At 69.6% G+C, this 11,728-nt stretch carries 11 protein-coding genes; all 11 read left to right on the plus strand.

The window, feature by feature from the left end; translation table 11 throughout:
* Position 1 precedes the first annotated feature (1 nt).
* On the plus strand, positions 2 to 1,288 hold the full coding sequence (locus tag ACFY9I_RS16560; RefSeq protein WP_391002086.1) for a dihydroorotase: 1,287 nt from the start codon (positions 2 to 4) through the stop codon (positions 1,286 to 1,288).
* A complete protein-coding gene (locus tag ACFY9I_RS16565; RefSeq protein WP_391002088.1) occupies positions 1,285 to 1,851 on the plus strand; it encodes a hypothetical protein in 567 nt (188 codons plus the stop codon). The genes ACFY9I_RS16560 and ACFY9I_RS16565 overlap by 4 nt, the downstream gene beginning before the upstream one ends.
* Positions 1,848 to 3,005 carry a glutamine-hydrolyzing carbamoyl-phosphate synthase small subunit gene (gene carA, locus ACFY9I_RS16570; RefSeq protein WP_391002090.1) on the plus strand — a complete coding sequence of 386 codons (1,158 nt, stop codon included), beginning with the start codon at positions 1,848 to 1,850 and terminating at the stop codon, positions 3,003 to 3,005. The genes ACFY9I_RS16565 and carA overlap by 4 nt, the downstream gene beginning before the upstream one ends.
* Positions 2,998 to 6,306, plus strand: a complete 3,309-nt coding sequence (gene carB / locus ACFY9I_RS16575) for a carbamoyl-phosphate synthase large subunit (RefSeq protein WP_391002092.1) — start codon at positions 2,998 to 3,000, stop codon at positions 6,304 to 6,306. Before carA ends, carB begins: the two co-directional genes overlap by 8 nt.
* Before the next feature lie 53 nt (positions 6,307 to 6,359).
* Positions 6,360 to 7,466 (plus strand): quinone-dependent dihydroorotate dehydrogenase, encoded by a 1,107-nt coding sequence (locus ACFY9I_RS16580; protein WP_391002094.1) that lies wholly within the window; start codon positions 6,360 to 6,362, stop codon positions 7,464 to 7,466.
* Positions 7,463 to 8,302, plus strand: coding sequence for an orotidine-5'-phosphate decarboxylase (gene pyrF, locus ACFY9I_RS16585; RefSeq protein ID WP_391002096.1), 840 nt, complete (start codon positions 7,463 to 7,465; stop codon positions 8,300 to 8,302). Before ACFY9I_RS16580 ends, pyrF begins: the two co-directional genes overlap by 4 nt.
* A 265-nt stretch (positions 8,303 to 8,567) precedes the next feature.
* Positions 8,568 to 8,891, plus strand: a complete 324-nt coding sequence (locus tag ACFY9I_RS16590) for an integration host factor (RefSeq protein WP_003977346.1) — start codon at positions 8,568 to 8,570, stop codon at positions 8,889 to 8,891.
* Positions 8,892 to 8,951: 60 nt separating this feature from the next.
* On the plus strand, positions 8,952 to 9,545 hold the full coding sequence (gene gmk / locus ACFY9I_RS16595; protein WP_391002098.1) for a guanylate kinase: 594 nt from the start codon (positions 8,952 to 8,954) through the stop codon (positions 9,543 to 9,545).
* A gap of 64 nt (positions 9,546 to 9,609) precedes the next feature.
* Positions 9,610 to 9,879, plus strand: a complete 270-nt coding sequence (gene rpoZ / locus ACFY9I_RS16600; RefSeq protein WP_005485492.1) for a DNA-directed RNA polymerase subunit omega — start codon at positions 9,610 to 9,612, stop codon at positions 9,877 to 9,879.
* A gap of 117 nt (positions 9,880 to 9,996) precedes the next feature.
* Positions 9,997 to 11,199: a bifunctional phosphopantothenoylcysteine decarboxylase/phosphopantothenate--cysteine ligase CoaBC gene (gene coaBC / locus ACFY9I_RS16605; RefSeq protein ID WP_391002099.1), complete on the plus strand. Its 1,203-nt coding sequence runs from the start codon at positions 9,997 to 9,999 to the stop codon at positions 11,197 to 11,199.
* Positions 11,200 to 11,438: 239 nt separating this feature from the next.
* A partial coding sequence (locus ACFY9I_RS16610) for an S-adenosylmethionine synthetase N-terminal domain-containing protein (RefSeq protein ID WP_391002100.1) occupies positions 11,439 to 11,728 on the plus strand: 290 nt, incomplete at its 3' end.

Raw genomic sequence — 11,728 nt, forward strand, 5'->3', positions numbered from 1 at the left:
CATGAGCAAGATCCTTATCCGTGGTGCGAAGGTGCTGGGCGGCGAGCCGCAGGACCTGCTGATCGACGGCGAGATCATCGCCGAGGTCGGCACCGGCCTCTCCGACGAAGGCGCCGTGGTCGTCGAGGCCGACGGCAGGGTGCTGCTGCCGGGCCTCGTCGACCTGCACACTCATCTGCGCGAGCCCGGCCGCGAGGACTCCGAGACCGTGCTGACCGGCACGCGCGCGGCGGCCTCCGGCGGCTACACGGCCGTCTTCGCCATGGCCAACACCTTCCCCGTCGCCGACACCGCCGGTGTGGTCGAGCAGGTCTACCGGCTCGGCCAGGAGCACGGCTACTGCGACGTCCAGCCGATCGGCGCCGTCACCGTCGGCCTGGAGGGCAGGAAGCTCGCCGAGCTGGGAGCCATGCACGAGTCGGCCGCCGGGGTCACCGTCTTCTCGGACGACGGCAAGTGCGTCGACGACGCGGTGATCATGCGCCGGGCCCTGGAGTACGTGAAGGCCTTCGGCGGGGTCGTCGCCCAGCACGCGCAGGAGCCGCGCCTGACCGAGGGCGCCCAGATGAACGAGGGCGTCGTCTCCGCCGAGCTGGGCCTCGGCGGCTGGCCCGCGGTGGCCGAGGAGTCGATCATCGCCCGCGACGTCCTGCTCGCCGAGCACGTGGGCTCCCGCGTCCACATCTGCCACCTCTCCACCGCCGGGTCCGTCGAGATCGTCCGCTGGGCCAAGTCCCGGGGCATCGACGTCACCGCCGAGGTCACCCCGCACCACCTCCTCCTCACCGACGAGCTGGTGCGCACCTACAACCCGGTCTACAAGGTCAACCCGCCGCTGCGCACCGAGCGCGACGTGCTGGCCCTGCGCGAGGCGCTCGCCGACGGCACCATCGACATCGTCGCCACCGACCACGCCCCGCACCCCCACGAGGACAAGGACTGCGAGTGGGGCGCGGCCGCCATGGGCATGGTCGGACTGGAGACCGCCTTGTCGGTGGTCCAGGAGACGATGGTCACCACCGGGCTGCTCGACTGGGCGGGCGTCGCGGACCGTATGTCCTTCAAGCCGGCCAAGATCGGGCAGGCCAAGGGACACGGCCGTCCCGTCTCGGCAGGTGAGCCCGCCAACCTCACGCTCGTCGACACGGAATACCGTGGGTCCGTGGACCCCGCGGGCTTCGCCTCGCGCAGCCGCAACACCCCGTACGAGGGCCGCGAGCTGCCGGGCCGTGTCACGCACACGTGGCTGCGGGGCAAGGCCACGCTCGTCGACGGGAAGCTCACGTGACACCTGTAATCCTGCTGGCCGCAGAGAAGGAATCGGCCGAGGTCACCGACTGGGCCGCGCGCATCGGCTGGGTCGTCGGACTCGCCCTCTTCGTCGCGCTCGTGTACTGGCTGATGCGCGAGGGCTGGAAGTGGCGGGGCACGCTCCAGAGCGATCTGCCCGCCCTCCTCGCCGCGCCGGACGAGCCCGGCGAGGCCAGACTGAGCATGAGCGGCCGCTACCACGGGTCCACCACCGCCGGACAGTGGCTCGACCGCATCGTGGCGCACGGCCTGGGCACCCGCAGCCGGGTCGAGCTGACACTGACGGACGCGGGCCTGGACGTCGTACGCCCCGGAGCGACGGACTTCTTCGTACCGGTCGGCGCCCTGCGCGAGGCCCGGCTCGACAAGGGCATCGCCGGCAAGGTCCTCACCGAGGGCGGCCTGCTGGTCGTCACCTGGGAGCACGGCGGCAAACTGCTCGACTCCGGATTCCGCTCCGACCACGCGGCCGAGCACAACGAGTGGGTCATGACCCTGAACCAGATGATCAACAAGACGGAAACGGAAGGCGCACGATGACGACCTCCACCAGGGGAGCCACCAAGGTTCCCGCCGTACTCGTCCTGGAGGACGGCCGGACCTTCCGTGGCCGCGCCTACGGGGCCGTGGGGGTGACCTTCGGCGAGGCCGTGTTCTCCACGGGGATGACCGGCTACCAGGAGACCCTCACCGACCCGTCGTACCACCGCCAGGTAGTCGTCATGACCGCCCCACACGTCGGCAACACCGGCGTCAACGACGAGGACCCCGAGTCCCGGAAGATCTGGGTCTCCGGATACGTCGTCCGCGACCCCGCGCGGGTGCCCTCCAACTGGCGCTCCCGCCGCTCCCTGGACGAGGAGCTGGACCGGCAGGGTGTCGTCGGCATCAGCGGCATCGACACCCGCGCCCTCACCCGTCATCTCCGCGAGCGCGGCGCCATGCGCGTCGGCATCTTCTCCGGCAACGCGCTGCCCGACGAGGGCACCATGCTCGCCGAGGTCCGCCAGGCCCCCGAGATGAAGGGCGCGGACCTCTCCGCCGAGGTCGCCACCAAGGAGGCGTACGTCGTCCCGGCGATCGGCGAGAAGAAGTTCACCGTCGCCGCCGTCGACCTCGGCATCAAGGGCATGACACCGCACCGCATGGCCGAGCGCGGCATCGAGGTGCACGTGCTTCCGGCCACGGCCACGGTCGAGGACGTGTACGCCGTGAACCCCGACGGCGTGTTCTTCTCCAACGGCCCCGGCGACCCGGCCACCGCCGACCACCCGGTCGCCGTGATGCGGGCCGTCCTGGAGCGCGGCACCCCGCTCTTCGGCATCTGCTTCGGCAACCAGATCCTGGGCCGCGCCCTCGGGTTCGGCACCTACAAGCTGAAGTACGGCCACCGCGGCATCAACCAGCCGGTGCAGGACCGTACGACCGGCAAGGTCGAGGTCACCGCGCACAACCACGGCTTCGCCGTCGACGCCCCGACCGACAAGGTCTCCGACACCCCCTACGGCCGCGTCGAGGTCTCCCACGTCTGCCTCAACGACAACGTGGTGGAGGGGCTCCGGCTCCTGGACCGGCCGGCCTTCAGCGTCCAGTACCACCCCGAAGCGGCAGCGGGCCCGCACGACGCCGCCTACCTCTTCGACCGCTTCACGTCTTTGATGAACACAGTCCCGATGGAGGGCCAGCGTGCCTAAGCGCACCGATATCCAGTCCGTCCTGGTCATCGGCTCCGGCCCGATCGTCATCGGCCAGGCCGCCGAGTTCGACTACTCCGGCACCCAGGCGTGCCGCGTCCTCAAGGCCGAGGGCCTGCGCGTCATCCTCGTGAACTCCAACCCGGCGACGATCATGACCGACCCGGAGATCGCCGACGCCACGTACGTCGAACCGATCACCCCGGAGTTCGTCGAGAAGATCATCGCCAAGGAACGCCCGGACACCCTCCTGCCGACCCTCGGCGGTCAGACGGCCCTCAACACGGCCATCTCGCTGCACGAGGCCGGAACGCTGGAGAAGTACGGCGTCGAGCTGATCGGCGCCAACGTCGAGGCCATCAACAAGGGCGAGGACCGCGACCTCTTCAAGGAGGTCGTCGAGGCCGTCCGCGGCAAGATCGGGCACGGCGAGTCCGCCCGCTCGGTCATCTGCCACTCCATGGACGACGTGCTCGGCGGCGTTGAGACCCTCGGCGGCTATCCGGTCGTCGTCCGCCCCTCCTTCACCATGGGCGGCGCCGGCTCCGGCTTCGCGCACGACGAGGAGGAGCTGCGCCGCATCGCCGGCCAGGGCCTGACCCTCTCGCCGACCACCGAGGTGCTCCTGGAGGAGTCCATCCTCGGGTGGAAGGAGTACGAGCTGGAGCTGATGCGCGACAAGCACGACAACGTCGTGGTCGTCTGCTCCATCGAGAACTTCGACCCCATGGGCGTCCACACGGGTGACTCGATCACGGTCGCGCCCGCGATGACGCTCACCGACCGCGAGTACCAGATCCTCCGCGACATCGGCATCGCCGTCATCCGTGAGGTCGGCGTCGACACCGGCGGCTGCAACATCCAGTTCGCGGTGAACCCCGAGGACGGTCGCGTGATCGTCATCGAGATGAACCCCCGTGTGTCGCGCTCCTCGGCCCTCGCGTCCAAGGCGACCGGCTTCCCGATCGCCAAGATCGCGGCCAAGCTCGCCGTCGGCTACACGCTGGACGAGATCCCCAACGACATCACCGAGCAGACCCCGGCCTCCTTCGAACCGACGCTCGACTACGTCGTCGTGAAGGCCCCGCGTTTCGCCTTCGAGAAGTTCCCGTCGGCCGACTCCACGCTGACCACGACCATGAAGTCGGTCGGCGAGGCCATGGCCATCGGCCGCAACTTCACCGAGGCGCTGCAGAAGGCGTTGAGGTCGCTGGAGAAGAAGGGCAGCCAGTTCACGTTCGTCGGCGAGCCCGGTGACAAGGCTCTCCTCCTCGAAGAGGCCGTGCGTCCCACCGACGGCCGCATCAACTCCGTCATGCAGGCCATCCGTGCGGGCGCCACGCCCGAGGAGGTCTTCGAGGCCACCAAGATCGACCCGTGGTTCGTCGACCAGCTCTTCCTGATCAAGGAGCTCGCCGACGAGCTGGCCGCCGCCGAGAAGCTCGACCCCGAGCTGCTCGCCGAGGCCAAGCGCCACGGCTTCTCCGACCAGCAGATCGGCGAGATCCGCGGGCTGCGCGAGGACGTCGTGCGCGAGGTCCGGCACGCTTTGGGCGTACGCCCGGTGTACAAGACGGTCGACACCTGCGCCGCCGAGTTCGCCGCGAAGACGCCGTACTTCTACTCGTCCTACGACGAGGAGTCGGAGGTCGCCTCGCGCGAGAAGCCCGCCGTGATCATCCTGGGCTCCGGCCCGAACCGCATCGGCCAGGGCATCGAGTTCGACTACTCCTGCGTCCACGCCTCCTTCGCGCTGAGCGACGCGGGCTACGAGACCGTGATGGTCAACTGCAACCCGGAGACCGTCTCCACGGACTACGACACCTCCGACCGCCTCTACTTCGAGCCGCTGACGCTGGAAGACGTACTGGAGATCGTCCACGCCGAGTCGCTGGCAGGTCCCCTCGCGGGCGTCGTCGTCCAGCTCGGCGGTCAGACCCCGTTGGGCCTGTCGCAGGCGCTCAAGGACAACGGCGTACCGGTCGTGGGCACCTCCCCGGAGGCCATCCACGCCGCCGAGGACCGGGGCGCCTTCGGGCAGGTCCTCGCCGAGGCCGGCCTCCCGGCGCCCAAGCACGGCACGGCGACCACCTTCGCCGGTGCCAAGGCCATCGCCGACGAGATCGGCTACCCGGTCCTCGTCCGCCCGTCGTACGTGCTCGGCGGACGCGGCATGGAGATCGTGTACGACGAGACCCGCCTGGAGTCGTACATCGCCGAGTCGACCGAGATCAGCCCCTCCCGGCCGGTCCTGGTCGACCGCTTCCTCGACGACGCCATCGAGATCGACGTCGACGCCCTGTACGACGGCCACGAGCTGTACCTCGGCGGTGTGATGGAGCACATCGAGGAGGCCGGCATCCACTCCGGCGACTCGGCGTGCGCCCTGCCCCCGATCACCCTCGGCGGCTTCGACATCAAGCGCCTGCGGGCCTCCACCGAGGCCATCGCCAAGGGCGTCGGGGTCCGCGGACTGATCAACATCCAGTTCGCGATGGCCGGGGACATCCTCTACGTCCTGGAAGCCAACCCGCGCGCCTCCCGCACCGTCCCCTTCACCTCGAAGGCGACCGCGGTGCCGCTGGCCAAGGCCGCCGCCCGGATCTCGCTGGGCGCGACCATCGCCGAGCTGCGGGCGGAGGGGCTGCTGCCGGCCACCGGTGACGGCGGCGAGCTGCCGCTGGACGCGCCGATCTCCGTCAAGGAGGCCGTGATGCCGTGGTCGCGCTTCCGCGACATCCACGGGCGCGGCGTCGACACGGTCCTCGGCCCGGAGATGCGCTCCACCGGCGAGGTCATGGGCATCGACTCCGTCTTCGGCACGGCCTACGCCAAGTCGCAGGCGGGCGCGTACGGGCCGCTTCCCACCAAGGGCCGCGCGTTCATCTCCGTCGCCAACCGCGACAAGCGTTCGATGATCTTCCCGGCGCGCGAGCTGGTCGCCCACGGCTTCGAACTGCTCGCCACGTCCGGCACGGCCGAGGTCCTCAAGCGCAACGGCATCAACGCCACGGTCGTCCGCAAGCAGTCCGAGGGCACCGGCCCGAACGGCGAGAAGACCATCGTCCAGCTCATCCACGACGGCGAGGTCGACCTCATCGTCAACACCCCGTACGGCACCGGCGGGCGCCTCGACGGCTACGACATCCGCACGGCAGCCGTGGCCCGCTCCGTGCCGTGCCTGACGACCGTCCAGGCACTCGCCGCGGCCGTCCAGGGCATCGACGCGCTCAACCACGGCGACGTGGGCGTGCGCTCGCTCCAGGAACACGCCGAACACCTGACCGCGGCCCGCGACTAGCAGCCCGAGGGGGACACCGGAAACGGTGTCCCCCTCCGCATGAGGACACCCACATGTACAAGCTCTTCTTCCGTCTGGTCTTCCAGCGGATGGACCCCGAGCAAGCCCACTACCTGGCCTTCCGTTGGATCAGGCTCGCCGTCCGAGTCCCCGTACTGCGTACGTTCGTCGCCGCCGCCCTCGCGCCCCGCTACGAGGAACTGCGCACCGAGGCGTTCGGGCTGCGCATGCACGGGCCCTTCGGGCTGGCCGCCGGCTTCGACAAGAACGCCGTCGCCGTCGACGGGATGTCGATGCTGGGCTTCGACCACGTCGAGATCGGCACGGTGACGGGGGAGGCCCAGCCCGGCAACCCCAAGAAGCGGCTGTTCCGGCTGGTCGCCGACCGCGCCCTGATCAACCGCATGGGCTTCAACAACGAGGGCTCGCTCGCCGTCGCGGCCCGTCTGGCCTCCCGTACGCCCGTGTTCAAGACCGTCGTGGGCGTCAACATCGGCAAGACCAAGGTCGTCGCGGAGGACGAGGCGGCAGGGGACTACGTGAAGTCCACCGAGCGCCTCGCGCCCTACGCCGACTACCTGGTCGTCAACGTCTCCTCGCCCAACACCCCCGGCCTGCGCAACCTCCAGGCCACCGAGGCCCTGCGTCCCCTGCTGACCGCCGTCCGCGAGGCCGCCGACCGCACGGTCCGCACGCGCCGGGTACCGCTGCTGGTGAAGATCGCGCCCGACCTCGCCGACGAGGACGTCGACGCCGTCGCCGACCTCGCCGTGGAGCTGGGCCTGGACGGGATCATCGCCACGAACACCACCATCGCGCGCGAGGGGCTCGGCCTGACCTCCGCACCCTCCCTCGTGAAGGAGACCGGCGGGCTCTCCGGCGCCCCCGTCAAGGCCCGTTCCCTCGCCGTCCTGCGCCGCCTCTACGCGCGCGTGGGCGACCGGATCACCCTGGTGGGCGTCGGCGGCATCGAGAACGCCGAGGACGCCTGGCAGCGCATCCTGGCCGGTGCCACGCTCGTCCAGGGCTACAGCGCCTTCGTCTACGAGGGCCCCTTCTGGTCCCGCTCCCTCCACAAGGGCCTCGCCGCACGCCTGCGGACGAGCCCGTACGCCACCCTCGCCGACGCGGTCGGCGCCGATGTGAGGGAGACGGTATGACCGAGCCCTTCGGCGCGCGGCTGCGCCGTGCCATGGACGAGCGCGGACCGCTGTGCGTCGGTATCGACCCGCACGCCTCCCTGCTCGCCGACTGGGGCCTGAACGACGACATCGCGGGCCTGGAGCGCTTCAGCCGCACGGTCGTCGAGGCGCTGGCGGACCGCGTGGCCGTCCTGAAGCCGCAGAGCGCGTTCTTCGAGCGCTTCGGCTCGCGCGGCATCGCCGTCCTGGAGACGTCGGTCCAGCAGGCACGGGCGGCCGGCGCGCTGGTCGTCATGGACGCCAAGCGCGGCGACATCGGCTCCACCATGGCCGCGTACGCCGAGACCTTCCTGCGCGAGGACGCACCCCTCTTCTCGGACGCGCTGACGGTCTCGCCCTATCTCGGCTACGGCTCGCTGAAACCCGCCGTGGAGCTGGCGCGCGAGAGCGGGGCCGGGCTGTTCGTGCTCGCGCTCACCTCCAACCCGGAGGGCGGCGAGGTGCAGCACGCGGTGCGCGGGGACGGCCGGAACGTCGGCGCGACCATGCTGGCGCATCTGGCGGCCGAGAACGCCGAGGAGGAGCCGCTGGGGTCCTTCGGTGCCGTCGTAGGCGCCACCCTCGGTGACCTCTCGTCGTACGAGCTGGACATCAACGGACCTCTCCTCGCGCCCGGGATCGGTGCCCAGGGGGCCACACCGGCCGATCTTCCCGCGGTCTTCGGGACCGCTGTGCGCAACGTGGTGCCGAACGTCAGCCGAGGTGTCCTTCGTCACGGTCCCGACGTCGTCGCGCTGCGTGACGCCTCGGATCGTTTCTCGGACGAGATCCGCACCGCTACGGCGCCCGTCTGAGCCTCCGATGAGTGCCCCAGGGGTGCTTCCCGGACGGCTTGAGTCTGAATACATGCTCAAATCCAGGGCGGTATGCGGCTTATGTCCGACTCCAGGGAGGCTGACCAGGACTTTTCCGCTGTTCTCGCTGACTCTGGCGGACTTGGCCGCTAGTCTCCGAGCAGGGGCTTCGGGCAAGCGTGTTGCTCGTAGCACCCCAGGTGTGGGGCGACTAGGTTCCTCACCGGTCCGTATCCGACAGTTCGACATCCGAGGTGACGTAGGCGTGGCTCTTCCGCCCCTTACCCCTGAACAGCGCGCAGCCGCGCTCGAAAAGGCCGCCGCGGCTCGCCGGGAGCGGGCCGAGGTCAAGAATCGACTCAAGCACTCCGGCGCCTCCCTGCATGAGGTCATCAAGCAGGGCCAGGAGAACGACGTCATCGGCAAGATGAAGGTCTCCGCCCTGCTCGAGTCCCTGCCTGGCGTGGGCAAGGTCCGCGCCAAGCAGATCATGGAGCGACTCGGCATCTCCGAGAGCCGCCGGGTACGCGGCCTCGGTTCCAACCAGATCGCTTCCCTGGAGCGTGAGTTCGGCAGCACCGGTTCCTGATCCCGCCCCCTGACGGGAAGGGAGTCCCGGGCACTCCGGGATTGCTGGAATAATCGCTGCATGGCTGCAACATTCCGGGGGACGACCCCCGAGCCCCCGGACGTACGTCCGCGGCTGACCGTGCTCTCCGGCCCCTCCGGGGTCGGCAAGAGCACGGTCGTCGCCCATATGCGCAAAGCACATCCCGAGGTCTGGCTTTCGGTGTCGGCGACGACCCGCAAGCCACGCCCCGGTGAACAGAACGGAGTCCACTACTTCTTCGTCACCGACGAGGAGATGGACAAGCTCATCGCCAACGGTGAGTTGCTGGAGTGGGCCGAGTTCGCCGGCAACCGCTACGGCACCCCCCGGGCCGCCGTGCTCGAACGCCTGGAGCGGGGCGAGCCGGTCCTGCTGGAGATCGACCTCCAGGGCGCCCGGCAGGTCCGCGAGACCATGCCCGACGCCCAGCTTGTCTTCCTGGCCCCTCCCTCCTGGGAGGAACTGGTGCGCAGGCTCACCGGGCGGGGCACCGAACCGCCCGAGGTGATCGAGCGCCGTCTGGAGGCCGCCAAGATCGAGCTGGCGGCCGAGCCGGAGTTCGACGTGACCCTGGTCAACACCTCCGTCGAGGACGTGGCTCGCGAGCTGCTAGCCTTGATGGATGTTGTGTGATCACGGGCTCTGTCCGTTTTCTGTGATCACGACCGATCTTTTCCCATCCATCGGAAGGTAGAGCGTGTCCTCTTCCATCTCCGCGCCCGAGGGCATCATCAACCCGCCGATCGACGAGCTCCTCGAGGCCACCGACTCGAAGTACAGCCTCGTGATCTACGCGGCGAAGCGTGCCCGCCAGATCAACGCGTACTACTCGCAGCTCGGCGAGGGTCTGCTGGAGTACGTCGGTCCTCTCGTCGACACCCACGTGCACGAGAAGCCGCTCTCGATCGCCCTGCGTGAGATCAACGCCGGTCTGCTGACGTCCGAGGCCGTCGAGGGCCCCGCGTAAGTCCTATCAGCAGATCGCAGTAGGTTTTTCCACAGGCCCGACAGTGCGACTGTCGGGCCTGTGGTGTGTCATTGAGGCGTACACAGAGGCGTACACATCCGAGTGCGGGGAGGCCCGGTGGGCAAGCCGAAGGTCGTTCTGGGGGTCAGTGGAGGGATCGCCGCCTACAAGGCGTGCGAGCTGCTGCGTCGGCTGACCGAGTCCGGGCATGACGTACGGGTCGTGCCGACCGACTCCGCGCTCCACTTCGTCGGCGCCGCCACCTGGTCCGCGCTCTCCGGCAATCCGGTCTCCACCGAGGTCTGGGAGAGCGTCCACGAGGTGCCCCACGTCCGCATCGGCCAGGAGGCCGACCTGGTGATCGTGGCCCCGGCCACCGCCGACATGCTGGCGAAGGCCGCCCACGGCCTCGCCGACGACCTCCTCACCAACACCCTTCTCACCGCCCGCTGCCCGGTCGTCTTCGCCCCCGCCATGCACACCGAGATGTGGGAACACCCGGCCACCCAGGAGAACGTGGCCACGCTGCGCCGCCGGGGCGCCCTCGTCATCGACCCCGCCGTGGGCCGACTGACCGGCGTCGACACCGGCAAGGGCCGACTGCCGGACCCCGCGGAGATCTTCGAGGTCTGCCGCCGGGTCCTGGCCCGGGGCGTCACCGAGCCGGACCTCGTCGGCCGGCACGTCGTCGTGACCGCCGGCGGCACCCGCGAGCCCCTCGACCCCGTCCGCTTCCTCGGCAACCGCTCCTCCGGCAAGCAGGGGTACGCCCTCGCCCGTACGGCCGCCGCGCGGGGCGCCCGGGTCACCCTGATCGAGGCCAACACCGGACTGCCGGACCCCGCGGGCGTGGACATCGTCCGGATCGGCACGGCCGTCCAACTGCGCGAGGCGGTGCTCAAGGCGGCGCCGGACGCGGACGTCGTCGTGATGGCGGCGGCGGTGGCCGACTTCCGCCCCGAGACCTACGCCGCCGGCAAAATCAAGAAAAAGGACGGACAGGAGCCCGAGCCTGTCGTCCTGGTACGCAATCCGGACATCCTCGCGGAGATATCGGCGGACCGCCCCCGCCCGGGGCAGGTGGTCGTGGGCTTCGCCGCCGAGACCGACGAAGTCCTCGCCAACGGCCGCGCCAAACTGGCACGCAAGGGATGCGATCTGCTGGTGGTGAACGAGGTGGGGGAGCGTAAGACGTTCGGCTCCGAGGAGAACGAGGCCGTTGTGCTCGGAGCGGACGGGAGTGAGACACCAGTGCCGTACGGCCCCAAGGAAGCCCTGGCCGAAACGGTGTGGGACCTGGTGGCGAGCCGCCTGGACTGACGGTTCCATTCGAGCCAAGGCCGCCTCGAACCTCGTACATTCGGGCGTGGCGACCCTGGCGGACACCGACGGACATTGGGCAGAATGCAGGTGCCGCAGGTCACAGAGCTCCCGAGAGGCGAGACAGGTGGGCCGGTGGCCGAGCCCGACCGATAAACTGTTCACGGACGACGCCGGGCGCAGCCCCCAGCCCGTCCGCCCATGATCAGCCAGCAGCCGCTGCAACCACAGGGAGCGTTGTGTCCCGTCGTCTGTTCACCTCGGAGTCCGTGACCGAAGGTCACCCCGACAAGATCGCTGACCAGATCAGCGATGCCATTCTCGATGCACTCCTGCGCGAGGACCCGACCTCCCGGGTCGCCGTCGAGACGCTGATCACGACCGGCCTGGTCCATGTGGCCGGAGAGGTCACGACCAAGGCGTACGCGCCGATCGCCCAGTTGGTGCGCGACACCATCCTGGACATCGGCTACGACTCGTCGAAGAAGGGCTTCGACGGCGCCTCCTGCGGTGTGTCGGTGTCGATCGG

The sequence above is a fragment of the Streptomyces sp. NPDC012510 genome (assembly GCF_042955065.1).
Taxonomy (GTDB): domain Bacteria; phylum Actinomycetota; class Actinomycetes; order Streptomycetales; family Streptomycetaceae; genus Streptomyces.

Coding starts and splice junctions, on each gene's coding strand:
- ACFY9I_RS16560 (WP_391002086.1), top strand. CDS start 2: ATGAGCAAGATCCTTATCCGTGGTGCGAAGGTGCTGGGCGGCGAGCCG.
- pyrF (WP_391002096.1), top strand. CDS start 7,463: ATGACCGAGCCCTTCGGCGCGCGGCTGCGCCGTGCCATGGACGAGCGC.
- carA (WP_391002090.1), top strand. CDS start 1,848: ATGACGACCTCCACCAGGGGAGCCACCAAGGTTCCCGCCGTACTCGTC.
- gmk (WP_391002098.1), top strand. CDS start 8,952: ATGGCTGCAACATTCCGGGGGACGACCCCCGAGCCCCCGGACGTACGT.
- ACFY9I_RS16580 (WP_391002094.1), top strand. CDS start 6,360: ATGTACAAGCTCTTCTTCCGTCTGGTCTTCCAGCGGATGGACCCCGAG.